This window comes from Serratia sp. CY83965 (genome assembly GCF_052166375.1).
Lineage (GTDB): Bacteria > Pseudomonadota > Gammaproteobacteria > Enterobacterales > Enterobacteriaceae > Serratia > Serratia marcescens.
Genome location: NZ_JBJNOV010000004.1, coordinates 419,697 through 445,120, shown reverse-complemented (window position 1 = coordinate 445,120; position 25,424 = coordinate 419,697). Strand labels below are relative to the sequence as shown.

The following is a 25,424-nucleotide window of genomic DNA, read 5'->3' as shown; positions in this document are numbered from 1 at the left end:
GAAGTCGCATGGTTAATTATCCGGCGCCGATCTAATGCCATGACTTTATTTAGCCAATAGCGCCTCAGAACCGCACTTCCCTGCATTCAATATAACCGTAGCCCGCCCTCAAGGTAAAATCCCGGTCGCTCAGTAAATCACCGAATACGCGTTTTACGGCGTTTTTCCGCCTATTTTGCAGCGCAAGTAACACCTTGACGATAAAAAAATATTATCTACTCCGCCCCTGTCGCCGTCCGGCAATTGGGTAGAGAATGGTGGGGTTGCCTTCCCCCTCTCTCTTAATTGCTCATGGTGATTCATGTCTCTGGTGTCGCAAGCGCGCAGCTTGGGTAAATATTTTCTGTTGCTCGACAACCTGCTGGTGGTTTTAGGCTTCTTTGTCGTGTTCCCGCTTATTTCGATCCGCTTTGTCGATCAATTAGGATGGGCGGCGCTGATCGTCGGCATCGCGCTGGGTTTGCGCCAGCTGCTGCAACAAGGGCTCGGCATCTTTGGCGGCGCCATCGCCGATCGCTTCGGCGCCAAGCCGATGATCGTCACCGGCATGCTGCTGCGCGCCGCCGGTTTCGCTACCATGGCGATGGCGGATGAGCCTTGGATCCTGTGGTTCTCCTGCGCGCTGTCCGCCCTGGGCGGCACGTTATTCGATCCGCCGCGCACCGCTTTGGTAATCAAGTTGACCCGCCCGCATGAACGCGGCCGTTTTTTCTCGCTGCTGATGATGCAGGACAGCGCGGGTGCGGTGGTCGGCGCGCTGCTCGGCAGTTGGCTGCTGCAGTACGATTTCCACTTTGTCTGCTGGGTGGGAGCGGCGATCTTCGTGCTCGCCGCTGGCTGGAACGCTTGGCTACTGCCGGCTTACCGCATCTCTACCGTGCGTATACCGATGAAGGAAGGCATGCTGCGGGTCGTGCGCGATCGCCGCTTCCTCACCTATGTCCTGACGCTGACCGGTTATTACATGTTGGCGGTACAGGTGATGCTGATGATGCCGATCGTGGTTAACGAAATCGCCGGCTCACCGGCGGCGGTGAAATGGATGTATGCGATTGAAGCGGCGCTGTCGTTGTCGCTGCTCTATCCGCTGGCGCGTTGGGGAGAAAAACACTTCCGGCTTGAGCAGCGCCTGATGGCGGGCCTGTTGCTGATGACGCTCAGCCTGTTGCCGATCGGTCTCGCCACCAGCTTGCAGGGCGTGTTCACGCTGATCTGCTGCTTCTATCTGGGATCGATCATCGCCGAACCGGCGCGCGAGACGCTGAGCGCTTCACTGGCCGATCCACGTGCGCGTGGCAGCTATATGGGCTTCAGCCGCCTTGGTCTGGCGCTGGGTGGCGCGTTAGGTTACACCGGCGGCGGCTGGATGTACGATACCGGACGGACGATGAACATGCCGGAGTTACCCTGGTTGCTGCTTGGAACCGTGGGCTTCGCTACGTTGCTGGCGCTGTACTGGCAGTTCAGCCCGCGGCGCAGTGCATCGATGATGCTGCGCGGCGGTTAACGCCATAGAAATCCGGCCGAATCGGCAACAGCTGCTATCCTGTTAGTAAAAACACCCACAGGAGCCCGTCGGCATGAACGAAGAAGCAAAATTACCGCAACTACTCGAACATATGATACTGAACTTGCGCATGATTTATGCGCGTTCCACCCTGGTGGAAAAGGCCCTGGCCCATATCCTCGCCAGCGACGCCGGCCTGAAAAACGATATTATCAAACAGCTGCAGGTCGTCACCGCCACCAACGAACGTGACAAAATCGACTTGGAAGAAGCTCGCATTCACCTGATCGATGTGCTCAACTCGGTACCGGCCAAGAAATAACGCCCCCTAGCCCGCGCCGGTGCGCGGGCAATATCGCAATAACGCACCATCCAACACACGCACATCAAGACAGCCTCGATAAGCTGTGGTAACTACTGCTGTTAAAACCTGACAACCCGGAGCAAGCATGAAACTGTTCATTTACGATCATTGCCCATTCTGCGTTAAAGCCCGCATGATTTTCGGCCTGAAACGTCTGCCGATTCGCCTGGTCACGTTGCTCAACGACGATGAGACGACCCCGCTCAACCTGATCGGCCAAAAAATGGTGCCTATCCTGGTCAAAGACAACGGCGAAGCGATGCCGGAAAGCCTGGATATCGTACGCTATGTCGATAACCTGGACGGCAAGCCGGTGCTGACCGGCCGCACCAACCCCGCCATTGCCGAGTGGCTGCAGCGGGTCGGCGAGTACAGCGCAAAATTGCTGTTGCCGCGTATTGCGCATGCCGATTTCGAAGAGTTCGCCACCGACAGCGCCCGCCGTTATTTTATCGATAAAAAGCAGGCGTCAATCGGTGATTTCGCCGAGCATCTCGCCAACAGCGCCGATCTGATCGCCCAGCTGGAGGCCGATCTGCAAACCCTGTCACCGCTGATCGTCTCCGCCGAAGCGGTAAACGGCGAGCTGTCCGAAGACGATATCCACCTGTTCCCGCTGCTGCGCTCGTTGTCGATCGTCGCCGGGGTTGCTCTGCCGGACAACGTGGAAACCTACCGCAACCGCATGGCGCAACGCAGCGAAGTGCCGTTGCTGCTGGACATGGAACAATAACGTTTGAATAACCCAAAGGATATGGCGTACTGATGCTGAAAATGGTGCTCGCCACCGCTCGCGATCGGGCGCGGCTGAAGGAAATTACCTCCGTTCTGATTCGTTACGGCCTGCAAGACGTTCTGCGTCTGCTAGGCCTGGGGGCTTTGCTGCGCGGCGCCCGCGCTGAACCCGCCCAATTGGACGCACAAACCCTGCCCGAGCGGCTGCGCGAAGCGCTCGAGGCGCTAGGCCCAACCTTCGTCAAATTCGGCCAGATCCTGGCCACGCGTTCTGACCTGTTGGATCCGGCCTGGACCGACGAACTGGATCGCCTGCACAGCCAGGCGGCGGTGCTGCCATGGGAAACGCTGGCGCCGCAGATCGTTGCCGATCTCGGCGATGATCCCGAGCAACTGTTTGCTGAATTCGATCGCACACCGCTGGCGGCGGCGTCGATGGCGCAAATCTACCGCGCGCGCCTGCACAGCGGCGAACAAGTGGTGGTGAAAGTGCTGCGGCCCGGCCTGGCGAAAACCATTCACGCCGATCTGCGGCTGCTGGCCTCGCTGGCGGAAACCGTAGAGCAGCAGAGTCAGGCGCTGGCGCGCTATCGACCACGGCAGATGGTCAGAGCGCTAGCGACGGCGCTCAATCATGAACTGGATTTGACCCATGAAGGGCATAACTGCGATCGCGTCGCCGGCATGTTCGCGCGTGAACCCGACGTGGTCGTGCCCAAAATCTATTGGCAATGGTCTTCCCCACGTCTGTTAGTGCAGGAGTACTTGCCCGGCACCGCGCCGGAGAACCCCCGGCAGTTGGCGGAAGCGGGCTTTGACGGCCCGCTGCTGGCGCAGCGCGGCGCCCGCGCCTTTATGAGCATGGTGCTGGAGCACCGGCTGTATCACGCCGATCCGCACCCCGGCAACGTGATGGCGCTGAGCGGCGACCGCGTCGGCTTCATCGACTTCGGCATGGTGGGCCAGCTGTCCGAACGGCGGCGCAACCAGCTGCTCCTGCTGCTGCAGGCCATTGCCGATCGTCAGTCCGAAGGCATCGTCAACACGCTGATCGCCTGGTCGGACAGCGAGCCGCTGGATCTGATGGATCTGGAGCTGGCGGCGCAAAACTTTCTCGACAAACAGGCCGCCACCACCCTGACGTTGGGCAAGGCTCTGACCGACCTGCTGATGATGGCGCGTGAACACCAGTTGGCGCTGCCGCCCGATCTGGTGCTGCTGTTCAAGGCGTTAATCACCACCGACGGCGTGCTGCACCGATTGGATCCGGCCTTCGACATCGTCGCCACCCTCAAACCGATGCTGCAACAAACGGTGCTGCAACGCTATGCCCCTGACGCCGTGCGCCAGCGGTTGTTGGCCCTGGGCGGGGAAGCACTCGACGCCGGGGAAGAACTGCCGCAAACCCTGCGGCTGTTGGTGCGCCGCCTAAAACGCGGGCAGCTCAATGCCGATATCAACGTCAGTAATCTCGGCCAGTTGAGCAAGGCGTTGGAACGCGCCGCCGTCACCCTGGCTATCGCCATTGTCACCGCCGCTTTTGCCCTGGGCCTGGCGCCTTATCTGATGCACTCCTCACTGCAGCTGTGGGGCATTCCGCTGTTCCCGCTGTTGGGGGGAGCGGCCTGCCTGGCCGGCGTGATCCTCTTGGCGCTGCGATTGCGGCGCTGACGCTTTCGGCGTTATCCGATAGGTGTCGCCCGCTTTTGCGCGCACTATCCTCTGCACATCGCCGCCTGCCGTTTTCACGCGCAGGCGGAACGTTTATAATGATTAATCAATTATCTGCAGCACTTTTCGCCAGCAGTCGCAATGAGGCATTAATGAAGAAGATCCTGATGGGCGCAGCCGCCCTGCTGTTCGCCGGCGTATTGGCCGGTTGCAATCAACTGACCCAGTACACCCTGAGCGAGCAGGAAGTGAATGATTACCTGCAGAAACATAACGACTACCAGAAGCAGATCGGCGTGCCCGGCCTGCTGGACGCCAACATCGTGCTGACTCAGTTGCAAAGCCAAATCGGCCGCAGCGAACCGGGTAAAGTCACCCTTTCCGGCGACGCCAAGGTCAACATCACGTCGATTCTCGGCCCGCAGACCGCGGATCTGAAGCTGACGCTGAAGGCGCAGCCGGTCTACGACCGGGCGCAGGGCGCCATTTTCCTGAAGGACATGGAGCTGACCGATTACAGCGTGCAGCCGGAAAAAATGCAGACGGTAATGAAAGCGCTGACGCCGTATCTGAACCAGTCGCTGAAATCCTACTTCGACCAAAAGCCGGCTTATGTGCTGAATCCTGACAACAGCAAAACCGAAGCGCTGGCGAAAAAACTGGCGAAAGGGTTGGAAGTGAAACCGGGTGAATTGGTGATCCCATTCAGCGACTGACACCGTCTGAGGACATTAAGCCCGCCGCTCGGCGGGCTTTTTATTGCCGGGAAAGCGTTACTGCGGGGCGCTGTAGGCGATTTCACCGGTGTTGCAGTTGAGCGTCACGTTGTAGGTTTTATCTGCCTTGGTGCCACGCACCGTCAACGGCACCTGCCATATCTGATCCTTGCCGCTGATGGCATCCGGGCTAACCCAGGCGATCGGCGTTGCGGTGCCCAGCAGCTTTTTGTCCGACTCCCAGCGCGTAATGCGGTTCTGCAAGAAGTCGCGCTTAACCTGGGCGGCGATATCCGCCGGTTGCAGACCCGCACACTGGCCTACCTTGGCGGCGCGCTGTTCGTGATCCTGCGCCCACACCGCCGTCGATGCTCCCATCATGGCCAACAAGGCGATAGCCAAACCCGTTTTTTTCATATGTCCTCCCGTTGTGATTAGCGCTATCCGGGCGCCCATCCCTGGCTCACAACAGGGCGTCGGCAAAGGGTTACCGTTTGACGAACTCAATGACAAACAGCGCATCCAGGCCCGGATAGATTTCCTTGATCACCTGCTTCAGTTCGCCGAGCGACATGTTCTCCTGCTGCGCGTGGCGTTCGGTCAGCGCATCCAGGCGCACCGGCGTTACCGACAGCACTTCGATAAAGCAGAAAAATACGCCGTCCTCATTGCGACTGACGCGCAATACCTCGCCCGGTTCGAAGTGCGACTCACTGGCATCCCGAATGGTGATGGTTTTGCGCCCGGCCAGAATGTCTTGCTCAAAGCGGCTGAAGAAAGTTATTTCACGGCTCATTTTAGATCCTTTTTCATCACAACACCGCAACATAAGTCATTATGCCGCCTGCTTTTCTGACGCAGATCCCTCTTTTGGGTTAGAGGCCGCTTTTTTCGCTTTGCTTTCCGCCGGTTTCTTGAGGGTTTCCGCCGGCGATGCGCCGCGCAGAATCAGACCCAGCGCATCTTTATTTTCCGCCAGGAAGAAGCTCAGCCCTTCGCGCTGTTCGTCATCCAGGTTCAGCGGCGCCTGCAGCAGCCACTCCCCAAGGTTGTCCGCCAGATCCAGCATTTTGTCGTAGGCGTCGGCTTCTTTCTTGCTCGCGAAAGTCATTTTTTCCTCACCGTTTCTCACCACCACATATTTAACTTCAACCGCCATGCGTGCGTCCTCAAATACTCAAATCACTGTAATTATGTACAGCATAAATAGATCGTGGCGGGAAGGCAAACCGCCGCCCGCCTTCGGCTTATTTCAGCAGCCGCACCTTGCAGCTTTTGCCTTTGATTTTGCCCTGCTGCAACTGTTGCAGCGCCTTGCGCGCGCTGGCTTTGCGGATCGCGACGTAGGCATGCACCGGGAACATGTCTATCTTGCCCACTTCCGCCGCCGTCAGCCCGGCGTCGCCGGTCAGCGCGCCAAGGATATCGCCGGGACGAATCTTCGCCTTGCGGCCGCCGTCGATGCACAGCGTCACCATTTCCGCCTCCAGCGAGCCGTTGGCCGCCCCGCTCAGCTCGGACACCGGCGACCAGTCGACGCTCATCTGCAGATAGTCTTCAATCGCGTGCGCACGCGCCATTTCCTGCGGCGTGCACAGGCTGATCGCCAGCCCGCTCATGCCGGCGCGGCCGGTGCGGCCGATACGGTGCACATGCACTTCGGGATCGAACGCCAGTTCGTAGTTGACCACCAGCTCCAGCTCTTTAATATCCAGCCCGCGTGCGGCGACGTCGGTCGCCACCAATACCCGGCAACTGCGGTTGGCGAAACGCACCAACACCTGGTCGCGGTCGCGCTGTTCCAGATCGCCATGCAGCGCCAGCGCGCTGATGCCGCGGGCCTCCAGGGCCTCAAGCACCATCTGACAGTCGCGTTTGGTATTGCAGAACACCACGCAAGACGCAGGTTGATGATAGCGAATGGCCGACACCAGCAGCGCTGGGCGCTGATCGCGCGTAGTCTCATAAAAGCGTTGTTCAATGGAGGTCTGCGCTTCGCCATCGTCCACCTCGACGCTTAGCGGCTGGCGTTGAACGCGCGCGCTGATGCGCTCGATGCCTGCCGGGTACGTGGCGGAAAACAGCAACGTCTGACGTTGCGGCGGCGTATAGCTGATCACATCGTCGATGTCGTCGGCGAACCCCATGTCCAGCATGCGATCGGCCTCATCCAGCACCAGCACCTTCAGCTCGTCCAGCTGCAGCGTTTTCTTGCGCAGGTGTTCCTGGATACGGCCCGGCGTCCCCACCACGATGTGCGGCGCATGCACCAGCGAATCGAGCTGCGGCCCCATCGGTTGGCCGCCACACAGCGTCAGAATTTTGATGTTTTGCGTGAAACGCGCCAAGCGACGCAGCTCTTTGCTCACCTGATCGGCCAACTCGCGGGTGGGACAGAGCACCAGCGCCTGTGTGGCAACCTGAGTAACGACGATGTTATTCAGCAAGCCAATGCCAAATGCCGCCGTTTTGCCGCTGCCGGTTTTCGCCTTGGCGCGCACGTCTCGCCCTTGCAAGATAGCGGGCAACGCGGCGGCCTGCACCGGCGTCATTTCGGCGTACCCCAGTTCGTTGAGGTTGGCCAACTGTTCGGCTGGCAGCGGCAGGGAAGAAAAAGAAACTGTGCTCACGGCGATAACTCTTATATGACGAATGGAATGGCGGCGCGCCCGCAGGTTGGCGCCGAATCAGCGGTAAATGATAACAGAGATGGGCGGCGTTACGGGCTGCGGGCATAAAAAAACCCGCCGGCGGCGGGTTTCTTGGCAACGCAGTCGTTAAATCGCAACGACGTTGGCTGCGGCAGGGCCACGTTGGCTGTCCTGGATGGAGAATTCAACCTGCTGGCCTTCAGCCAGGGTCTTGAAACCATCGCTAACGATAGCGGAAAAATGAACGAAAACGTCTTTAGAACCGTCGGCAGGCGTAATGAAGCCGAAGCCTTTGCTTTCGTTGAACCATTTAACGTGACCAGTGATCTTGCTCATTTGTGTTTCCTTTACTTGATAAACCTGCCTTGACGGCACGAGACGCGAAAACCTTGCTATATATAGGCCTTCTTTCGCCGTCGCTTATTAACGCACAATCGCCCAGGCAGGGCAAATATTTCTGCTTGTTATAAAAACAGTAAGTTAGCAACAAACCTGGCGTGGCGGCTGTGAACGCAATCGTTTTCGTATATACTGCCCGCCGATCATCAATCCGCTTACTTTCACCGATCCAGGTACGAAACTATGTTAACGATTGGAACCGCCCTGCGTCCTTCCGCCACCCGCGTCATGTTGCTCGGCTCCGGGGAGCTGGGTAAAGAAGTCGCCATTGAATGCCAGCGCCTCGGTCTGGAAGTGATCGCCGTCGATCGCTATGCCGACGCCCCCGCCATGCATGTGGCGCACCGCAGTCACGTCATCAATATGCTGGACGGTGACGCGCTGAAAGCCGTTATCGAACAAGAGCGGCCGGACTATATCGTTCCCGAAATCGAAGCGATCGCCACCGCCATGCTGGTCGAACTTGAACGTCAGGGCCACCGCGTGGTGCCCTGCGCCGAAGCCACGCGCCTGACCATGAACCGCGAAGGCATCCGCCGTCTGGCGGCGGAAGAACTTGGCCTGCCCACCTCCAGCTACCGCTTTGCCGACAGCGAAGCGACTTTCCGGCAAGCGGTCGAGCACATCGGCTACCCGTGCATCGTCAAACCGGTGATGAGTTCTTCCGGCAAAGGACAAAGCCTGATCCGCACGCCTGAGCAGCTGCAAAGCGCCTGGGATTACGCGCAACAGGGCGGACGCGCCGGCGGCGGCCGGGTGATCGTCGAAGGGTTGGTAAGATTTGATTTTGAAATTACGTTGCTGACCATCAGCGCCGTGGACGGCGTACATTTCTGCGAGCCGATCGGCCATCGTCAGGAAGACGGAGATTATCGCGAATCCTGGCAACCGCAGCGCATGTCAGCTACGGCGTTGAGCCGTGCTCAGGCTATCGCGGAGAAGGTGGTGAAAGCCCTGGGCGGGTTCGGACTGTTCGGCGTGGAGCTGTTCGTCTGCGGCGACGACGTGATCTTCAGCGAAGTGTCTCCGCGGCCGCACGATACCGGCATGGTTACGTTGATCTCACAGGATCTGTCCGAGTTCGCCCTGCACGTTCGCGCGTTTCTCGGGTTGCCGATTGGCGCCATCCGCCAGTTCGGCCCTTCCGCTTCAGCGGTGATCCTGCCGCAGCTCACCAGCAGCGATGTGCGTTTCAGCAGCCTGGAAAATGCGCTGCGCGGGCACAACCAGCTGCGTCTGTTCGGCAAACCGGAGATCGCCGGGCAGCGTCGCCTGGGCGTGGCGCTGGCGACGGCGAGCACGACGGAACTGGCGGTGGAGCAAGCGAAACAAGCCGCCGCCGCCGTGGCGGTCAACGGCTGATACTCACGGGGCCGCATGCGCGGCCCCGATAACGTCAATAGTCTTCGTCTTCTTCAGCATCGTCATCCCGCGACGCCTCCGGTGCGGCCTCATGCTGCTCGTCTTCATCATCGAACAGTACCGCAACCTGAGCGCCCTGATGCTTCTCGCGAATTTCCTGCGCAACGCGAGCAATGGCCTCACCGCTGCTCATGCCCTGCTCCATCAGTTGATGGATGCGATCCGCCGCTTCCTGCTGCTCCGCGTGATTCAGTAATGGCATACCTGCATGCATGTGTCGTTCTCTCCGGCAAAAGGGAGAAGGAGTATACGCGCTAACGCGGCGGATCCCAACGTCTGGTGCCTCAGGCCGGTTGCGAACAGCCGTTATCGTTGCGCCACTGCTTCAGGCGATGCCGCCACAGCATGACATGCCACCCCTGCTTCAGGCCGCGCGCATTGGCGAACATCGCTCTGTCGATGCCGCGCTGATAGAACTCTTCGGTGATCTGACTCTGAGCGGCCGGTTCCGGCTCACGACGAATGCTGTGGCAAATGCCCAGCGCTTCGCGGGTGATTTGCCAATGGAAAGCCGGACGAATGGCGACAGTGCCCGCATAGCGCTGGTTGAGCCGCTCCAGCATTTCGACGATTTTCATATAGTGGCGTTGATACTCCACGTTCGCCTTACCGATGCGGCGACGGTTACTGATCGACTTGTCGTGCACCCGTTGACGGTACAGCGGCGTACTTAAATATTTGACCCGTTTGGCATTAAACATGACTTCCGTCGTCCAGGGAATATCCTGGTGATGTAATCCCGGCTCGAAATAAAGCCGATGCTGGCGAATAAAGTCGAGGCGATATATTGCCAGCCATACAACGTGAATAAACTTTCGCGATTTCAGCGCACGTTCAAACCACTGCACGCCGGTGATAACATCGGTGGTGCGCAAACGCGCCTCAGGAAAAATCAGCTGCAATTCATCTTGGCTGGTAAAATAGCGTTCGCCATTACATTGCATCACGTCTAATTGATGTTGTTCCGCCTGTTCCAGCAGCGTGGAATACATCTCCGGCGCCAGCAAGTCGTCGGCATCGGGAAACGCCACATATTTGCCTTGGGCAACGGCAAGCCCGGCATTACGCGCGTTAGAAACACCGGCATTGGCCTGATCGATCACACGAATATGCGGATGTACCGCCGCGTAACGGTGTGCGATCTCTCCCGAACCGTCAGTGGAACCATCATTGACGATGATCACCTCCAACCGTTGCTCACGCTGGGCCAGCAGCGAGGCCAGGAAAGGCTCCAATAACTCCCCCGCATTGTGCATCGGGACGATCACGCTCAGCATTAACGACATAGTCAGCTCTTCAATGATAATGTAACAAAATAATAATTTTATTTTTCTAAAAGACTCATTCGGTCAGCGTACGCTTGGGATAGGCGTGAAACCTGCAAATTCCCGCGGTGACTAATGGGACCGAACCGGCCTTTCTTTCTCAAACCAGCGCCAGAAAAGCGCTGAGTAATTAAGCCATTAATTCCAAAGGGCGGCGACGTTGGCTAAAATCGGGCATAACAACATCCCTCCCGCCTCTAATAACAAGCAGAAATAATAAATTTATGAAATTAACGAATCTTTTTTTATATTTCTCGGGTATTGCGCCCTCGATAAATAGGCTTCCAGTGCATTTGATGTTAAATTTTTAACATATCGAAGTATAATCAATGGCGCAAAAAATGCCTTATTTCAGGTTTATTGAACTGCCGTTTATGTGAACTGTGCTGCATGTCGCGCATGGCAAAACATGCATGACGTGACCGTCTATGGCACACTAGCCGCCAGATATCGCCGTCCTCACAGCCAGGTTTATTGACGTTCATGAGCGTAACCGCCCCAAACATAAAATCTTTGCCCTACAGCCGCCGTGCCCTGATGACGCTTTTCGCCCCGCTTTCATCGCAACCTTGGGCGATGCTGCTGCATTCGGGCTTCGCCGACCATTCGCATAACCGTTTCGATATCCTGGTCGCACAGCCGCGCGTTACACTCACCACCCACGGTGCCGGCACGACAATTGAAAGTGACAGCGTCACCATTCAGTCGCAGGAAGATCCGTTCTCCCTGCTGCAGCAGCAACTGGCGGCGCAAGGCTGGCAGCCGGCGTTTAATCCGGACCTGCCGTTTCAGGGCGGAGCTCTGGGGCTGTTCGGCTACGATCTCGGGCGCCGGGTGGAAACCCTGCCGCAGTTGGCCGAAGCCGACCTCGCCTTGCCGGATATGGCAGTGGGCATTTATGACTGGGCAGTGATCGCCGACCACCAATTGCAAACCCTGACGCTGCTCAGCTATGGCGATGTCGAGCAGCGCTGGCGCTGGCTCAATAGCCAAACTGCGCCTAAAGAACGCCCTTTCACGCTGCTGAGCGACTGGCGCGCCAATATGAGCCGGCGGCAATACGGCGAGAAGTTCCAACGTATTCAGCACTACCTGCGCAGCGGCGACTGTTACCAAATTAATCTGGCCCAACGGTTCTCCGCCGACTATCTGGGGGATGAATGGCAGGCGTTCTGCCGCCTGAGCGCCTGCAACCGCGCGCCATTCTCGGCCTTCCTGCGCTTGCCGCACAACAGCGTACTGAGCGTCTCTCCCGAGCGCTTCCTGTGGCTGGAGCAGCAACGCATCCAAACCCGCCCGATCAAGGGCACGCTGCCGCGGTTGGCGGACGCGGAACAGGACGCCGCGCAGGCTCGCCGTTTGGCCGATTCACCCAAGGATCGCGCTGAAAATCTGATGATCGTCGATCTGCTGCGCAACGATATCGGCCGCGTCGCCCAACCAGGCAGCGTACGGGTGCCGGAACTGTTCGCCGTGGAGCCATTCCCCGCTGTGCATCACCTGGTGAGCACCATCACCGCGACCCTGCCAAACCATACCTCGGCGGCCGAACTGCTGCGCGCCTGCTTCCCCGGCGGTTCGATCACCGGCGCGCCCAAGGTGCGAGCGATGGAAATCATCGAAGAGCTGGAGCCGCAGCGCCGCAACGCCTATTGCGGCAGCATCGGCTACCTGAGCGCCTGCGGCACCATGGACACCAATATCACCATTCGCACGCTCGTCACCGAAAACGGTCGCATCCACTGCTCCGCCGGCGGCGGCATCGTGGCGGACAGCCAGGAGCAGGCGGAATACCAGGAGACCTTCGACAAGGTTGGCCGCATTTTGCCGCAGCTAGGGGAGTATGCCCTGTCGTGATCCCATCTAACTCACCGGCCTCACTGCGCGCCTTTATCAGCCGCTTTCAACTGCAGCTGCCGCAGGCGACGCAGATTTCGCACAATGTGCGCCCGGCGGCGGTGCTGATCCCGATCGTCTGCCGCGCCGAGCCGACGCTGCTGTTGACCCGCCGTGCCGACTCGCTGCGCAAACATGCCGGTCAAGTGGCCTTTCCCGGCGGAAAAACCGACGCCGAAGACGGATCGGCGATCGTCACGGCGCTGCGAGAAGCGCAGGAAGAAGTGGCGATACCGCCGCAAGCGGTGACTGTCCTCGGCCAAATGGCGCCGCTCGACAGCAGCACCGGATTTCAGGTTACCCCTATCGTCGGCCTCATCCCGCCGGACGTGCAGTTCCACGCCAATGAAGGCGAAGTGGCGGACGTGTTCGAGATGCCCCTGCGGGAAGCGCTGACCCTGTCGCGTTACTATCCGCTGGATATTCATCGCGCCGGCCATACCCACCGCATCTACCTCTCCTGGTATCACAGCCAGTTTATCTGGGGGCTGACCGCCGCCATCATTCGGCGCCTGGCGCAACAGGTCAGTATTTAGCCCGCATTACGTGATCTGACTCGCAATCTGGCACGGTTGCCGGCCTCCGCGGCGGGTAAAGCGATCGATATCACTTCATATGATCGCTTTTTCAACTACCGTTCCGTTTGAATGGTTTTAAAAAAACTGTAAACCCTCTCTTAAACCTTACGAAATACCTGTAAAATACCACCGTCCGAGATAAACCACTGTAGAAACAGGGATTAAGCCGGCGGCGTTCAGCACGGAAAGCTGGCGCGATTACCGTTAATGGAGCTTGGGCGAAAGCGGATACCCCGCACAAGGGTTCGCCCCGGGTAATCAGTAAAAAAAGCGACACCAAGGATTATTTAATTTCATGCGAAAAAGGCAGCTGAACCCGCACGGCCCTTTTACAATATCGCTGTTCCCTGCGCGGTTTTTGACCGCCGCAGCCATAACAATACGTCTCTTTAAGGAGTTTTAGCGTGATTAGCGTTTTCGACATGTTTAAGATCGGCATCGGCCCGTCCAGCTCTCATACGGTTGGACCGATGAAAGCCGGCAAACAGTTTGTCGACGATCTGGTAAATAAAGGCCTGATGCCTTCTATCACGCGTGTTGCCGTAGACGTTTACGGCTCACTCTCATTGACCGGCAAAGGTCACCATACCGATATCGCCATCATTCTCGGACTGGCCGGCAACATGCCGGACACCGTCGATATCGATAGCATTCCGGGTTTTATTCGCGATGTAGAACAACGTCAACGCCTGATGCTGGCCAACGGCCTGCATGAAGTCGATTTCCCTCGCGACGGCGGCATGGTCTTCCGCAGCGACAACCTGCCGCTGCACGAAAACGGCATGCAGATCCACGCCTTCGCCGGCGATAAAGAAGTGTACAGCAAGACCTATTACTCTATCGGCGGCGGTTTCATCGTCGACGAGGAGAATTTCGGCAAGGCCGCCGAGCAAGAACTGCAAATGCCATATCCGTTCAACTCCGCGCGCGAAATGCTCGACCACTGCCGCGAGACCGGCCTGTCGCTGTCCGGCATGGTGATGCAGAACGAACTGGCGCTGCACAGCAAGCAAGAGATCGAGACCTACTTCGGCAACGTGTGGCAAACCATGCGCGCCTGTATCGATCGCGGTCTGAACACCGAAGGCGTACTGCCGGGGCCGCTGCGCGTACCGCGCCGTGCCTCCGCGCTGCGCCGCATGCTGGTGGCGTCGGACAAACTGTCCAGCGATCCGATGAACGTGATCGACTGGGTCAATATGTTCGCGCTGGCGGTTAACGAAGAAAACGCCGCCGGCGGCCGCGTGGTCACTGCGCCGACCAACGGCGCCTGCGGCATCGTGCCTGCGGTGCTGGCTTACTACGATCACTTCATCGAGTCCGTCAGCCCGGATATCTACATCCGCTACTTTATGGCGGCGGGCGCCATCGGCGCGTTGTACAAGATGAACGCCTCCATTTCCGGCGCCGAAGTCGGTTGCCAGGGTGAAGTCGGCGTTGCCTGCTCCATGGCGGCGGCCGGTCTGGCCGAACTGCTGGGCGGCAGCCCTGAGCAGGTCTGCGTGGCGGCGGAGATCGGCATGGAACACAACCTGGGTCTGACCTGTGACCCGGTCGCCGGCCAGGTGCAGGTGCCGTGCATCGAGCGCAACGCCATCGCCTCGGTCAAGGCGATCAACGCCGCCCGCATGGCCCTGCGCCGCACCAGCGAGCCGCGCGTTTCGCTGGATAAGGTGATCGAGACCATGTACGAAACCGGCAAAGACATGAACGCCAAGTACCGCGAAACGTCACGCGGCGGCCTGGCAATCAAGGTGCAATGCGACTGACAGACAACCCCGCCATCCGGCGGGGTTTTTTATGGGTAATCAATTCATTGGCCGCTTTTTGTGACAATGTCACCAGAAAAAATCCTGCATTTCTCTCATCGATCCGGCGGTTAGCCTGCAAATTGACCTTCTGTTTTGCCAAATCGAAATAATTTACTGAGTTACCATCAATCTTGTATAACCTCAGGCTAGAATTAGCCGAGCGCAACTTAAGGATCTATGACCTGACCGTGACTCGGGGCTGGATTACCGAACAAGGATTTACCGGATGTTGATGACCCACCTCGCCGCGTCCCGATATCGTTATTACCGTTGGCTGCTGGCCGGAGCGGTGGGCGCGGCTATTCTGTTGGTATCGCTGTATACCCGTTATTATCAAGAGGTCAAAAGTATCGAGCTGAGCCAACAGACATTGGCCACCCGCACCGTCGGCAAGCTCAACCAGTTGCTGACACCGGCTCAGCTGCAGGCGGAGCGCAGCATGGACATGCTGGACCAGCCCTGCGAGAACGTTTCGTCGACCCTGCGCTTTCGCGCCGCGCAGAATCAGGCGCTACGCGCCATGTTGCTGGTAAAAAACGGCATTATTTACTGCTCCAGCCTGTTTGGTTCCCGTCATTATCAGCTGGCCGCGGTCATGCCTACCTTCGTCAACAGCAACGCCAGGCTGGCGCTGCGCCCCTCGCTGGCGGTGAGCAAAGGCCTGCCCACGCTGGTGATGTGGACGCCATCCCCACGCGATAAAACCAGTGGCGTGCTGCACGTGTTTAATATCGAGCTGTTGTCCAACTTTTTACTCGAGCCGCAGGAGCCTTACGTTCAGCGCGTGGTGCTGAACGTGGCTGACAGCAGCCTGGAATACGGCCGACGCGAAATCCTGAGCCGCGACACCCTGACCAACGATCTGCGCTACACCGCCGGCTCTGCGCTATACCCGTTCTCGATTTCGCTGTTCGGCCCGCAGATCGGCATGCTGGCGCTTTCCGCACTGCCGCGCCATATCCCGCTGGCGCTGCTGATCAGCCTGTTGGCCGCCTATGTGGTCTATCTGCTCACCGCTAATCGTATGAGCCTGTCTTATCACATCGGCCATGCCATCACCCATCGCGAGTTCCGCGTCTATTGCCAGCCCATCATTCATAGCGACACCGGGCGCTGCGCCGGCGTCGAAATGCTGCTGCGCTGGAAAAAAAAGCGTCAAGGGTGGATCTCCCCCGACGTGTTTATTCCGCTGGCCGAGCAGCATGAGCTGATCATTCCGCTGACCCGTTATCTGATGAACACCGTGACGGAAAATCTGCAGCTGTTCCCGCCGCGACCGTCGTTCTACATCAGCATCAACGTCGCCGCCGAACACTTTAAAACGCTCAACATCATCGACGATATCCGCCGGATTTGGCTTCCGGCGCATCCGATGCCGTCACTGATGCTGGAGCTGACCGAGCGCACCGCGCTGTCGGCGATCCAGCATGACCAGATCCGGACGCTGAAAGACATGGGGATCATGCTGGCCATCGACGATTTCGGCACCGGCCACAGCTCGCTGAGCTACCTGAAGAACCTTAGCCCGGACGTGTTAAAGATCGACCGCGGGTTTACCGCGGCCATCGGCACCGACGCGGTCAACGCCACGGTGACCGATACCATCATTACGCTGGCGCAGCGGCTGAAACTGAAGCTGGTGGCTGAGGGGGTAGAAACGGCGGAACAGGCCGACTATCTGCGCTCACGCGAGGTCAATGCCCTGCAGGGGTATTATTTCGCCAAGCCGATGCCGATCCACGTTTTCCCGCTGTGGTTGCAGCAGTACGAATCGCGCGTCAGGAAAGCGGAAGAGCATCCGCCGGAGGCCTGAGCCTCCGGCGGATGGGTTACGAATGCGCCGGTTCGTCTAAGACGGCGCGGGTGACACGCACCAACTCGATGCGATAGTCGGAGACCTCGACAATATCGAAGCGCAGGTGGTTCAGTTCAATGGTGTCCCCCACCACCGGCATCTGGCCGTAGTGGGCTAACAGCAGCCCCGCCAGAGTGGCGTAGTCTGCGGTTGGGCTGACCAGGTCGTCACAGGCCAGCGCCTGTTCCAGCGAGTGCAGGTCGGTCCCGCCCTTGACCAGCCAGCCGTCGCCTTCCGCCACGATGTCCGGCGTTTCATCTTCGTCCGGAAACTCGCCGGCGATCGCTTCCAGCACGTCCAGCGGCGTCACCAGCCCCTGCACCACGCCGAACTCGTTGGTGACCACCACCAGGCGCCCTTTGGCGCGGCGCAGCACCGCCAGCAGCTTGATGACATCCATGGTTTCCGGCACCACGATCGGCGGCGTGCGCGCGGCAAACTCGGCGATATCTTCCCCTTGCTCCAGCGCCACCAGCAGATCCTTGGCGCGTACCACGCCGACGATCTCATCCACAGAGTCGCGACACACCGGGAACAGGCTGTGCGGCGTATCCAGCAACTGTGCGCGCACCTCCTCACGGGAGCGCTCGCAGTCGACCCAGGAGATATCCGTGCGCGGCGTCATCACGCTGCGCAATGAGCGCGAGGCCAGCGTCAGCACGCCGCTGATCATATAACGCTCTTCCGCCGCAAAGGTTTCATCCCGCGGCAAGGCGACCTCATCGTCCGCCTGCTGCGCGCGCTGCTGCCCCATCAGGCGCATGATCGCTTCCGCGGTGCGCTCGCGCATCGGGCGACGCGCCTGATGCTTGATGAAGTTGCGACGCGCGATCTGATTGAACAATTCAATCAGGATCGAGAAGCCGATCGCGGCGTACAGATAGCCTTTAGGAATATGCAAGCCGAAGCCTTCGGCGATCAGGCTCAGACCGATCATCAACAGGAAACTCAGGCACAGCACCACAATGGTCGGGTGCGCGTTGACGAAGTTGGTCAACGGTTTGGACGCCAGCAGCATCACCGCCATCGCGATCACCACCGCCGCCATCATCACCGGCAGATCGTTCACCATGCCTACGGCGGTAATCACCGCATCGAGCGAAAACACCGCGTCCAGGATCACGATTTGCACCACCACCGCCCAGAACTTGGCGTAACCGCGGTTGGCGCCATCCTGGTGCGTCTGCCCTTCCAGCCGTTCATGCAGCTCCATGGTGGCCTTGAACAGCAGGAATACCCCGCCGAACAGCAGGATAAGATCGCGGCCGGAGAAGCTGAAATCGCCGACGCTGAACAGCGGCGTGGTCAGGGTTACCATCCAGGAGATCACCGACAGCAGGCCCAAACGCATCAGCAATGCCAGCGACAGGCCGATGACGCGCGCCTTATCGCGCTGCTTAGGCGGCAGTTTGTCGGCCAAAATGGCGATGAACACCAGGTTGTCGATGCCCAACACGATTTCCAGCACCACCAGCGTAAGCAACCCCGCCCAAATAGAGGGGTCCATTAAAAATTCCATATCAGACTCCAGAGAAAAGTGGGAATGAGCGCACGCCGCTCAAACGTGACGATGCCGCCGCTGCATGGGCGCAGTCGACAATAGCAAAGTGACGGGATGGGATTACCGGGAGATGGCCGAAGGGCCGAACAGCATATGCAACGCCAGCAGGTGGCGGGTGAAACCTGGAAAAACAGTTACTTCGGTGACAGTCCATAGGGAGGGCTGAGGCCCTTCACTCCTTAGTGATGAAAGAGGAAATTACTGTATCAGGATTTTTCTGGGGGACAAAGCGGCTTTTTCAACGGCGGTTTAGGGTGACGCCACGCCATATCGTCTGCGACAGCTAAGATTTCTCCGAGCATTCAATAGCGGAGCAGCGTCACAAAAAATATTTTTTCACTCACTAAAATAAATCTCGCGTTCGTGAAGTATCACGCACAGGCATTTGAAACTGCGTGAGAAATGTTAGGCGTGCGTTTCTTTTTTTCTACCATAATGTATCTGAACCGCGGAAGTGACTGCCAAGACGGCGCGGAGAAACGACACAAACCGCGTCTGGAGTTCAACGAGGAGGTAGCGAGTGGCAATAGCTATTATCATCGGCACACACGGGGCTGCAGCGGAACAACTGCTGAAAACGGCGGAGATGCTATTGGGCGAGCAGGACAACGTCGCCTTTATAGACTTCGTTCCCGGTGAGAATGCCGAAACGTTAATCGTCAAGTACAACGAGAAAATCAGTGGATTGGATACCAGCGGCGGCGTGCTGTTCCTGGTGGATACCTGGGGCGGCAGCCCGTTCAACGCCGCCAGCCGCATTGCGGTCGACAAAGAAAACTATGAGGTCGTCACCGGGGTCAACATCCCGATGCTGGTGGAAACCTTCATGGCGCGGGACGACAACCCCGCTTTCGATGAACTGGTGGCGCTGGCGTTGGAAACCGGCCGAGAAGGCGTGAAAGCGCTGAAAAAACCGCAGGAAGAACCCGCAAAACCCGCAGCGCCCGTCGCCAAAGCCGCTGCCCCTCAGGCGCCGTTGGGGCCGAACGACCACATGAAAATCGGCCTGGCGCGCATCGATGATCGCTTAATCCACGGCCAGGTCGCTACCCGCTGGACCAAAGAGACCAACGTCAGCCGTATTATCGTCGTCAGCGATGAAGTCGCCGCCGACCATGTGCGCAAAACCCTGCTGACTCAGGTTGCCCCGCCGGGCGTCACTGCCCACGTGGTGGACGTGGCGAAGGCTATCCGCGTCTGGAACAACCCCAAATACGCCAACGACCGCGTGATGCTGTTGTTTACCAATCCGACCGACGTCTGGCGTCTGGTGGAGGGCGGCGTGGATATTCAATCCGTCAATATCGGCGGCATGGCGTTCCGCCAGGGGAAAACCCAGGTGAACAACGCCGTTTCCGTCGATGAAAAAGATATCGAAGCGTTTAAGAAACTGAACGATCGCGGTATCGAGCTGGAGGTGCGTAAGGTCTCGTCCGACAGCCGGCTAAAAATGATGGACCTGATTAACAAACTCAATTAGTGGCGCCAGCCGCTGATTATTTTACTCAGAGCTTTTTTGGTCATAGGAGAAGTGCAATGGAGATCACCACTCTTCAGATTGTGCTGATATTTATCGTTGCCTGTATCGCCGGGATGGGTTCCGTCCTCGACGAGTTCCAGTTCCACCGTCCGCTGGTCGCCTGTACCCTGATCGGCTTCATTCTCGGCGATATGAAAACCGGCATCATCATCGGCGGTACGCTGGAAATGATCGCGCTCGGCTGGATGAACATCGGCGCGGCGGTCGCGCCGGATGCCGCCCTGGCGTCCATCATCTCGACCATCCTGGTCATTGCCGGTGGGCAAAGCGTCGGCGCCGGTATCGCCCTGGCCATTCCGCTGGCGGCGGCCGGCCAGGTGTTAACCATCATCGTGCGAACCCTCACCGTGGCCTTCCAGCACGCAGCGGACAGCGCGGCGGAGCGCGGCAGCCTGCGCGCCATTAGCTGGATCCATGTCGGTGCCCTGCTGCTGCAGGCGATGCGTATCGCCATCCCGGCGGTCATCGTCGCCATCTCGGTGGGCACCGCCGGAGTGCACGCCCTGCTCAACTCGATCCCGGAAGTGGTCACCAGCGGCCTGAACATCGCCGGCGGCATGATCGTGGTGGTCGGTTACGCAATGGTGATTAACATGATGCGCGCCGGCTACCTGATGCCGTTCTTCTATCTCGGTTTCGTTACCGCCGCCTTCACCAACTTCAACCTGGTGGCGCTCGGCGTCATCGGCGTGGTGATGGCCGTGCTGTATATCCAGCTCAGCCCGAAATACAACAAGTCTCAGGTTGTCCAGGCCGGCCCGGCTAACGCGAACGATCTCGATAACGAACTCGACTAGGAATAGGTGAGAGAAATGGTTGATACAACTGCTCAAAAGAAACTCACGCCGGCCGATATTCGCGGCGTATTCCTGCGTTCGAACCTGTTCCAGGGTTCATGGAACTTCGAACGCATGCAGGCGCTGGGTTTTTGTTTCTCGATGGTGCCGGTGATCCGTCGCCTGTATCCGGAAAACAATGACGATCGCAAACAGGCGATCAAGCGTCACCTGGAGTTCTTCAACACCCACCCTTACGTGGCGGCGCCGGTGCTCGGCGTGACCATGGCGATGGAAGAACAACGCGCCAACGGCGCGCCGATCGACGACGCCGCAATCAACGGCATCAAGGTCGGTTTGATGGGGCCTCTAGCGGGCGTCGGTGATCCGATCTTCTGGGGCACCGTGCGGCCGGTATTCGCCGCGCTTGGGGCGGGCATCGCCATGAGCGGCAGCCTGCTTGGACCGATCCTGTTCTTCGTGCTGTTCAACCTGGTGCGCCTGCTGACCCGCTACTACGGCGTGGCCTACGGTTACCGCAAAGGGGTCGATATCGTCAACGACATGGGCGGCGGCTTCCTGCAGAAACTGACGGAAGGAGCGTCCATTCTCGGCCTGTTTGTCATGGGGGCGCTGGTCAACAAGTGGACGCACGTGAATATCCCGCTGGTGGTGTCCAAGATAACCGACCAGACCGGGCATACCAACGTCACCACGGTGCAGACCATCCTCGACCAGCTGATGCCGGGCCTGGTGCCGTTGCTGCTGACCTTCGCCTGTATGTGGCTGCTGCGCAAGAAAGTCAACGCGCTGTGGATCATTATCGGCTTCTTCGTCATTGGCATCTTTGGCTATTGGATTGGCCTGCTGGGCCTGTAATCGTTCGAAACGGCCGGGGGGCAACCCCCGGCTTTTTTATGTGTGGAGCAAGAGATGTCACTGACCGACGCCGTACTGATGCTGTTTATCGCCCTGCTGTTGCTGTATTCGCTGTATGACGAATTCGGCATGGATCTGCTGAAAGGCAAAACGCGGCTCAAAGTGCCGCTCAAACGCCGTAACCGCCTCGACAGCCTGATTTTCGTCGGCCTGATCGCCATTCTGATTTACCGCAATGTCACCGACAACGGCGCGGTATTAACCACCTATCTGCTTATTTCTTTGGCGCTGCTCGCTATCTATGTTTCTTATATTCGCGCGCCCAAGATGGTGTTTAAAGCGCACGGATTTTTCTTCGCCAATGTGTTTGTCGAATATAACCGCATTAAAGCCATGAATTTATCGGAGGACGGCATTCTGGCCGTCGACCTGGAACAGCGCCGGCTGTTGGTTCAGGTGACGCACTTGGACGACCTGGAGAAGATTTACCACTTTTTCATTGATAATCAATAAGTAAAGAAAAACTCATTTTACTTTCGCTCAAACCTTGCGCTGCTTGTGGATAATTAATCGGCAGCGCCATTTCCTTTCTGACTATTATTTCCGCAACATTGTTACCCGCGTCTACATTATATTCCCACATGAACTCAGATTAATGAAAACGAGTCTCAATTAAGAACAAAAATCACGCCAGAATAAAGTTGTCGGCACCGGAAATAATATGGTATGGTTGCGCCGTCATTGGGGAGTAGCCGGTTTCTGGAGAATAAAAACCAGAAACGCCCGTATCAACATACTCGTTTCGCCGTATGAAACGTGGTGCGGGCAGCCAGGTAAGGTTGGCGAGACCATAGACACGTAACTCCGTCGTTTGGTTGGGGGTGGGTTACGTGTATATGGAGCCACCCGGCCGAGGCTATTTCACATGAACCTTTCAGCAACGCTTATTCTCGCTTTCGGCATGTCCATGGATGCTTTCGCCGCTTCGATCGGCAAAGGTGCCAGTCTGCATCAACCGCGCTTTCGCGAAGCGATCCGCACCGGCCTGATCTTCGGCGTGGTCGAAGCGATCACCCCGCTCATCGGTTGGGCTATCGGCCTGTTCGCCAGCCAATACATCATGGAATGGGATCACTGGGTCGCCTTCTCGCTGCTGTTTATTCTCGGCATGCGCATGATCGTCGAAGGGGTGCGCAACAGGCCCGACGAAGAAGAGAAGGTCAAACGTCATGGTTTCTGGTTGCTGGTGGCCACCGCCATCGCCACCAGCCTCGACGCCATGGCGATCGGCGTCGGTCTGGCCTTCCTGCAGGTGAACATCGTGCACACCGCGATGGCCATCGGCTGCGCCACCATGATCATGGCGACCCTGGGCATGATGATCGGCCGCTTTATCGGCCCGCTGCTGGGCAAACGCGCCGAAATCCTCGGCGGCGTGGTGTTGATCGGTATCGGCGTCAACATCCTGCTGGAGCACCTCGGCTACCTGGCCTGAGGCGACCGAACTGCAAAAAAACCTGCCGCGGCAGGTTTTTTTGTTTCTGAGTTCAAGGCCCCTTAAGCGCGACGTCGGTACAACGCCAGCACGAAATCCGTCTCGCACACAAACTCGCCGCCCTCGGCCAACCGCTGTTGCACCTCCGGCGTAGCGCGCCAGGCGAACGGCGTCATCTGCAGCAGATTGGCGGCCTGCGCGCCCGGTAGGGTCATCGTATAGGCCAGCGCCTCTTTGCGCTCGCAGTCGAATCCGTCGAACTGTTCATCCTGTTCGGCATGCAGCTGCACCTGCTGGTACACCTGCTCTTTCAGCTGGTACAGATGACGCGGGCCCGGCGACACCGTCAGCACCACGCCGCCCGGCTTCACTACTCGCGCCAGCTCCTCCGCCTTGCAGGGTGCATAAATGCGCAAGACCGCATCCAGCGCCCCGTCGGCGAACGGCAAACGGTGACTGGAGGCAACGCAGAACGAGACCGCCGGATAACGTTTAGCGGCATAGCGGATCGCCACCTTGGCGACATCCAGCCCATAGACCGCCATAGTGCGCTCCTGCGCCAGCCTGGCGGCCACGGCGGCGGTGTAATACCCTTCCCCACAGCCGATGTCCAATAACGTGCCTGCATCGGCCGCCAGCGCCAAATCCAGCCACTCGGCCACCTGCGCTTGCAACGGCTGATAATATCCACCGTCGAGAAACGCGCGCCGCGCCTGCATCATTTCCGCGCTGTCTCCCGGCTGCTTCGAGCGTTTGTGCTGCACCGGCAGCAGATTCACGTAGCCTTCTTTGGCTTGATCGAACTGATGATTGCCGTCACAACGCCAGTGTTGTGATGAAAAATACAGCGGTTGATGACACAGAGGGCATTGATAAGACATGAATGGGCTTCCAGAAAGACAGGGCGCGGCTAGTCTAAAGAAGGCGTCGGCTTGATGCAAGGCGCATCCCCGCTCGCTTTCGCCGCCAACAACACCTGGCCAAGCGGGGAAAAAGCTGGCTACACTGAGAGTCTGTTTTCTCACGCAGGTGAACATAACTTATGAGCGATCGTTCCGCGCTGCTCGATGCGGTGCCCCATATTCAGCACGGCTTCGGCAGCAAACTCGCGCTGCTGCCCGGGCACCTGCTGCCCTACAGCGCCACGCTGCCGGAAAAAAAACAGGTGCACGGCACCCGCATCGTCGACGTGCTGCAGCCGGCGCAGGCGTGCGGCGAGGCCGATGGTTTCTACACTCGCCAGCCCGGCATTCTGCTCAGCGTACTGACGGCGGATTGCCTGCCGGTGCTGTTCAGCCGCCGTGACGGCGGCGCCATCGCAGCGGTTCACGCCGGCTGGCGCGGACTGCTTGACGGCATTCTGGAACAGATGGCAGCGCGCATTCGCCAGGACGGCGACACCGCCGATTGGGTCGTCTCCATCGGCCCTGCCGCCGGCCCGTGCTGCTACGAAGTCGATGAAGCGCTGGTGGAGAGTTTTAAACAGCGCCTGCCGCTGCCCGCCACGCTGATCAGCCCGCATTACCGGCATCTGGATCTGGCCGCAATTGCCGAATACAAGCTGGCGGCGCTCGGCTTCGCCGCCGTTGACCGCGCCGGCAGTTGCACCATCTGCACGCCGGACGTCGACCCGCAGCGGCCGCAGCGCTTCAAATACACCAGCTATCGCCGCAACAGCCACCGGCGCGCGCAGGATCCGACGCATCCGGGGATCAAAGGCCGCAACCAGTACGCCGGCATCATCATCGCCGCCGGATGACGGAAACGAAAAAGCCCGCGCGAAGGCGGGCTTTTTGTACAGCTGACGCTGATTAGATAGCAGTAACGTTTACTGCAGATGGGCCTTTCTGGCCATCTTGGATTTCGAACTCAACGTTCTGGCCTTCAGCCAGGGTTTTGAAGCCGTTACCCTGGATTGCAGAGAAGTGTACGAACACGTCTTTGCTGCCGTCAGCCGGGGTGATGAAACCGAAACCTTTAGACTCGTTGAACCACTTAACTTGACCTTTGATCTTTGCCATCTTGAGTATTTCCTTTGGATTGTTTAAACCGCCCGAGGGCGTTACATAGACAAACTAGAGTCGTTACTGCTTGAGGCACTAAGATAAGGATCGGCAGAGAAGCGGTATTCAACGCTAACGTCTTTACTCAGAACTTCTTTACTGAAAATGCCACACATATACAGAACTGTACCTCGTTTTACCCAGATGCGTTATCACATACTCTGTATGCGATGGCAAGCC

At 58.5% G+C, this 25,424-nt stretch carries 27 protein-coding genes and 1 riboswitch; of the genes, 16 read left to right on the top strand and 11 right to left on the bottom strand.

Going from position 1 to position 25,424, the window contains the following annotated elements:
- Positions 1–301 precede the first annotated feature (301 nt).
- The 5 genes from mdtH (at position 302) to ACJ8PL_RS12980 (ending at position 4,993) form a co-directional block, all read left to right on the top strand.
- Positions 302–1,507, top strand: a complete 1,206-nt coding sequence (mdtH, locus tag ACJ8PL_RS13000) for a multidrug efflux MFS transporter MdtH (protein ID WP_442531203.1) — start codon at positions 302–304, stop codon at positions 1,505–1,507.
- A 73-nt stretch (positions 1,508–1,580) separates the two neighbouring features.
- On the top strand, positions 1,581–1,829 hold the full coding sequence (locus tag ACJ8PL_RS12995; RefSeq protein WP_016927419.1) for a hypothetical protein: 249 nt from the start codon (positions 1,581–1,583) through the stop codon (positions 1,827–1,829).
- Between the two features lie 127 nt (positions 1,830–1,956).
- Positions 1,957–2,604 (top strand): glutaredoxin 2, encoded by a 648-nt coding sequence (grxB, locus tag ACJ8PL_RS12990; RefSeq protein ID WP_049299174.1) that lies wholly within the window; start codon positions 1,957–1,959, stop codon positions 2,602–2,604.
- Between the two features lie 32 nt (positions 2,605–2,636).
- Complete coding sequence (locus ACJ8PL_RS12985) at positions 2,637–4,277, top strand: ABC1 kinase family protein (RefSeq protein WP_442531202.1); 1,641 nt, start codon at positions 2,637–2,639, stop codon at positions 4,275–4,277.
- Between the two features lie 152 nt (positions 4,278–4,429).
- Entirely contained in the window at positions 4,430–4,993 is a 564-nt protein-coding gene (locus ACJ8PL_RS12980) for a lipoprotein (RefSeq protein WP_016927416.1), read from the top strand.
- Between the two features lie 57 nt (positions 4,994–5,050).
- Here the strand turns inward: ACJ8PL_RS12980 and yebF are convergent, their stop codons facing one another.
- From yebF to cspE (ACJ8PL_RS12955), 5 genes are all read right to left on the bottom strand, one after another.
- Positions 5,051–5,410 carry a protein YebF gene (gene yebF, locus ACJ8PL_RS12975; protein ID WP_016927415.1) on the bottom strand — a complete coding sequence of 120 codons (360 nt, stop codon included), beginning with the start codon at positions 5,408–5,410 and terminating at the stop codon, positions 5,051–5,053.
- A gap of 70 nt (positions 5,411–5,480) precedes the next feature.
- Complete coding sequence (gene yqfB / locus ACJ8PL_RS12970) at positions 5,481–5,789, bottom strand: N(4)-acetylcytidine aminohydrolase (protein ID WP_004927562.1); 309 nt, start codon at positions 5,787–5,789, stop codon at positions 5,481–5,483.
- Positions 5,790–5,828: 39 nt separating this feature from the next.
- Entirely contained in the window at positions 5,829–6,152 is a 324-nt protein-coding gene (locus ACJ8PL_RS12965; protein WP_016927414.1) for a YebG family protein, read from the bottom strand.
- An 88-nt stretch (positions 6,153–6,240) separates the two neighbouring features.
- Entirely contained in the window at positions 6,241–7,623 is a 1,383-nt protein-coding gene (dbpA, locus tag ACJ8PL_RS12960) for an ATP-dependent RNA helicase DbpA (RefSeq protein WP_274984945.1), read from the bottom strand.
- Positions 7,624–7,770: 147 nt separating this feature from the next.
- On the bottom strand, positions 7,771–7,980 hold the full coding sequence (gene cspE, locus ACJ8PL_RS12955; protein WP_004927572.1) for a transcription antiterminator/RNA stability regulator CspE: 210 nt from the start codon (positions 7,978–7,980) through the stop codon (positions 7,771–7,773).
- Positions 7,981–8,226: 246 nt separating this feature from the next.
- On the opposite strand from cspE (ACJ8PL_RS12955), the gene purT reads away from it, so the two are divergent.
- Positions 8,227–9,405, top strand: a complete 1,179-nt coding sequence (purT, locus tag ACJ8PL_RS12950; protein ID WP_049299172.1) for a formate-dependent phosphoribosylglycinamide formyltransferase — start codon at positions 8,227–8,229, stop codon at positions 9,403–9,405.
- A 34-nt stretch (positions 9,406–9,439) separates the two neighbouring features.
- On the opposite strand, the gene ACJ8PL_RS12945 is transcribed toward purT, so the two are convergent.
- Both ACJ8PL_RS12945 and ACJ8PL_RS12940 read right to left on the bottom strand, forming a co-directional pair.
- The gene (locus ACJ8PL_RS12945; protein ID WP_015378151.1) at positions 9,440–9,679 is read right to left on the bottom strand and encodes a YoaH family protein; all 240 of its coding nucleotides are present in this window, start codon (positions 9,677–9,679) and stop codon (positions 9,440–9,442) included.
- A gap of 70 nt (positions 9,680–9,749) precedes the next feature.
- Positions 9,750–10,751 carry a glycosyltransferase gene (locus ACJ8PL_RS12940; RefSeq protein ID WP_028127489.1) on the bottom strand — a complete coding sequence of 334 codons (1,002 nt, stop codon included), beginning with the start codon at positions 10,749–10,751 and terminating at the stop codon, positions 9,750–9,752.
- Positions 10,752–11,273: 522 nt separating this feature from the next.
- On the opposite strand from ACJ8PL_RS12940, the gene pabB reads away from it, so the two are divergent.
- The 4 genes from pabB (at position 11,274) to ACJ8PL_RS12920 (ending at position 16,888) form a co-directional block, all read left to right on the top strand.
- Positions 11,274–12,647, top strand: coding sequence for an aminodeoxychorismate synthase component 1 (pabB, locus tag ACJ8PL_RS12935; RefSeq protein ID WP_442531201.1), 1,374 nt, complete (start codon positions 11,274–11,276; stop codon positions 12,645–12,647).
- Positions 12,644–13,222 carry a CoA pyrophosphatase gene (locus ACJ8PL_RS12930; RefSeq protein WP_049299169.1) on the top strand — a complete coding sequence of 193 codons (579 nt, stop codon included), beginning with the start codon at positions 12,644–12,646 and terminating at the stop codon, positions 13,220–13,222. Before pabB ends, ACJ8PL_RS12930 begins: the two co-directional genes overlap by 4 nt.
- 446 nt (positions 13,223–13,668) lie before the next feature.
- Complete coding sequence (gene sdaA / locus ACJ8PL_RS12925) at positions 13,669–15,033, top strand: L-serine ammonia-lyase (protein WP_004927589.1); 1,365 nt, start codon at positions 13,669–13,671, stop codon at positions 15,031–15,033.
- A gap of 268 nt (positions 15,034–15,301) precedes the next feature.
- Positions 15,302–16,888, top strand: a complete 1,587-nt coding sequence (locus ACJ8PL_RS12920) for an EAL domain-containing protein (protein WP_016927406.1) — start codon at positions 15,302–15,304, stop codon at positions 16,886–16,888.
- Between the two features lie 16 nt (positions 16,889–16,904).
- Here the strand turns inward: ACJ8PL_RS12920 and ACJ8PL_RS12915 are convergent, their stop codons facing one another.
- Complete coding sequence (locus ACJ8PL_RS12915; RefSeq protein WP_442531200.1) at positions 16,905–18,449, bottom strand: TerC family protein; 1,545 nt, start codon at positions 18,447–18,449, stop codon at positions 16,905–16,907.
- Between the two features lie 562 nt (positions 18,450–19,011).
- Between ACJ8PL_RS12915 and manX the strand changes: the two genes are divergently transcribed.
- The 5 genes from manX to mntP all read left to right on the top strand — a co-directional run bounded on the left by manX (position 19,012) and on the right by mntP (position 23,181).
- The gene (manX, locus tag ACJ8PL_RS12910; protein ID WP_004927601.1) at positions 19,012–19,971 is read left to right on the top strand and encodes a PTS mannose transporter subunit IIAB; all 960 of its coding nucleotides are present in this window, start codon (positions 19,012–19,014) and stop codon (positions 19,969–19,971) included.
- A 56-nt stretch (positions 19,972–20,027) separates the two neighbouring features.
- Positions 20,028–20,828, top strand: a complete 801-nt coding sequence (locus tag ACJ8PL_RS12905; protein WP_015378156.1) for a PTS mannose/fructose/sorbose transporter subunit IIC — start codon at positions 20,028–20,030, stop codon at positions 20,826–20,828.
- Positions 20,829–20,843: 15 nt separating this feature from the next.
- Positions 20,844–21,686 carry a PTS mannose transporter subunit IID gene (locus ACJ8PL_RS12900; RefSeq protein WP_015378157.1) on the top strand — a complete coding sequence of 281 codons (843 nt, stop codon included), beginning with the start codon at positions 20,844–20,846 and terminating at the stop codon, positions 21,684–21,686.
- A gap of 54 nt (positions 21,687–21,740) precedes the next feature.
- Positions 21,741–22,199: a DUF986 family protein gene (locus tag ACJ8PL_RS12895; protein ID WP_016927403.1), complete on the top strand. Its 459-nt coding sequence runs from the start codon at positions 21,741–21,743 to the stop codon at positions 22,197–22,199.
- Positions 22,200–22,417: 218 nt separating this feature from the next.
- A riboswitch (yybP-ykoY riboswitch) is annotated at positions 22,418–22,600 on the top strand.
- An 11-nt stretch (positions 22,601–22,611) separates the two neighbouring features.
- Positions 22,612–23,181, top strand: coding sequence for a manganese efflux pump MntP (mntP, locus tag ACJ8PL_RS12890; protein ID WP_025159822.1), 570 nt, complete (start codon positions 22,612–22,614; stop codon positions 23,179–23,181).
- A 62-nt stretch (positions 23,182–23,243) separates the two neighbouring features.
- Here the strand turns inward: mntP and rlmA are convergent, their stop codons facing one another.
- Positions 23,244–24,062 (bottom strand): 23S rRNA (guanine(745)-N(1))-methyltransferase, encoded by an 819-nt coding sequence (rlmA, locus tag ACJ8PL_RS12885; protein ID WP_033640078.1) that lies wholly within the window; start codon positions 24,060–24,062, stop codon positions 23,244–23,246.
- Between the two features lie 161 nt (positions 24,063–24,223).
- On the opposite strand from rlmA, the gene pgeF reads away from it, so the two are divergent.
- Positions 24,224–24,940, top strand: a complete 717-nt coding sequence (gene pgeF / locus ACJ8PL_RS12880) for a peptidoglycan editing factor PgeF (RefSeq protein ID WP_004927619.1) — start codon at positions 24,224–24,226, stop codon at positions 24,938–24,940.
- Positions 24,941–24,992: 52 nt separating this feature from the next.
- Here pgeF and cspE (ACJ8PL_RS12875) read toward each other — a convergent pair whose 3' ends face one another.
- Entirely contained in the window at positions 24,993–25,202 is a 210-nt protein-coding gene (cspE, locus tag ACJ8PL_RS12875; RefSeq protein ID WP_002221949.1) for a transcription antiterminator/RNA stability regulator CspE, read from the bottom strand.
- Positions 25,203–25,243: 41 nt separating this feature from the next.
- Positions 25,244–25,360, bottom strand: coding sequence for a DUF2627 domain-containing protein (locus ACJ8PL_RS12870; protein ID WP_002211058.1), 117 nt, complete (start codon positions 25,358–25,360; stop codon positions 25,244–25,246).
- Between the last annotated feature and the right edge of the window lie 64 nt (positions 25,361–25,424).

Coding starts and splice junctions, on each gene's coding strand:
- ACJ8PL_RS12905 (WP_015378156.1), top strand. CDS start 20,028: ATGGAGATCACCACTCTTCAGATTGTGCTGATATTTATCGTTGCCTGT.
- pgeF (WP_004927619.1), top strand. CDS start 24,224: ATGAGCGATCGTTCCGCGCTGCTCGATGCGGTGCCCCATATTCAGCAC.
- ACJ8PL_RS12965 (WP_016927414.1), bottom strand. CDS start 6,152: ATGGCGGTTGAAGTTAAATATGTGGTGGTGAGAAACGGTGAGGAAAAA.
- pabB (WP_442531201.1), top strand. CDS start 11,274: ATGAGCGTAACCGCCCCAAACATAAAATCTTTGCCCTACAGCCGCCGT.
- cspE (WP_004927572.1), bottom strand. CDS start 7,980: ATGAGCAAGATCACTGGTCACGTTAAATGGTTCAACGAAAGCAAAGGC.
- ACJ8PL_RS12995 (WP_016927419.1), top strand. CDS start 1,581: ATGAACGAAGAAGCAAAATTACCGCAACTACTCGAACATATGATACTG.
- ACJ8PL_RS12985 (WP_442531202.1), top strand. CDS start 2,637: ATGCTGAAAATGGTGCTCGCCACCGCTCGCGATCGGGCGCGGCTGAAG.
- ACJ8PL_RS12915 (WP_442531200.1), bottom strand. CDS start 18,449: ATGGAATTTTTAATGGACCCCTCTATTTGGGCGGGGTTGCTTACGCTG.
- ACJ8PL_RS12980 (WP_016927416.1), top strand. CDS start 4,430: ATGAAGAAGATCCTGATGGGCGCAGCCGCCCTGCTGTTCGCCGGCGTA.
- mdtH (WP_442531203.1), top strand. CDS start 302: ATGTCTCTGGTGTCGCAAGCGCGCAGCTTGGGTAAATATTTTCTGTTG.
- purT (WP_049299172.1), top strand. CDS start 8,227: ATGTTAACGATTGGAACCGCCCTGCGTCCTTCCGCCACCCGCGTCATG.
- ACJ8PL_RS12945 (WP_015378151.1), bottom strand. CDS start 9,679: ATGCATGCAGGTATGCCATTACTGAATCACGCGGAGCAGCAGGAAGCG.
- grxB (WP_049299174.1), top strand. CDS start 1,957: ATGAAACTGTTCATTTACGATCATTGCCCATTCTGCGTTAAAGCCCGC.
- ACJ8PL_RS12940 (WP_028127489.1), bottom strand. CDS start 10,751: ATGTCGTTAATGCTGAGCGTGATCGTCCCGATGCACAATGCGGGGGAG.
- ACJ8PL_RS12900 (WP_015378157.1), top strand. CDS start 20,844: ATGGTTGATACAACTGCTCAAAAGAAACTCACGCCGGCCGATATTCGC.
- yebF (WP_016927415.1), bottom strand. CDS start 5,410: ATGAAAAAAACGGGTTTGGCTATCGCCTTGTTGGCCATGATGGGAGCA.
- mntP (WP_025159822.1), top strand. CDS start 22,612: ATGAACCTTTCAGCAACGCTTATTCTCGCTTTCGGCATGTCCATGGAT.
- rlmA (WP_033640078.1), bottom strand. CDS start 24,062: ATGTCTTATCAATGCCCTCTGTGTCATCAACCGCTGTATTTTTCATCA.
- ACJ8PL_RS12870 (WP_002211058.1), bottom strand. CDS start 25,360: ATGTGTGGCATTTTCAGTAAAGAAGTTCTGAGTAAAGACGTTAGCGTT.
- cspE (WP_002221949.1), bottom strand. CDS start 25,202: ATGGCAAAGATCAAAGGTCAAGTTAAGTGGTTCAACGAGTCTAAAGGT.
- ACJ8PL_RS12895 (WP_016927403.1), top strand. CDS start 21,741: ATGTCACTGACCGACGCCGTACTGATGCTGTTTATCGCCCTGCTGTTG.
- yqfB (WP_004927562.1), bottom strand. CDS start 5,789: ATGAGCCGTGAAATAACTTTCTTCAGCCGCTTTGAGCAAGACATTCTG.
- ACJ8PL_RS12920 (WP_016927406.1), top strand. CDS start 15,302: ATGTTGATGACCCACCTCGCCGCGTCCCGATATCGTTATTACCGTTGG.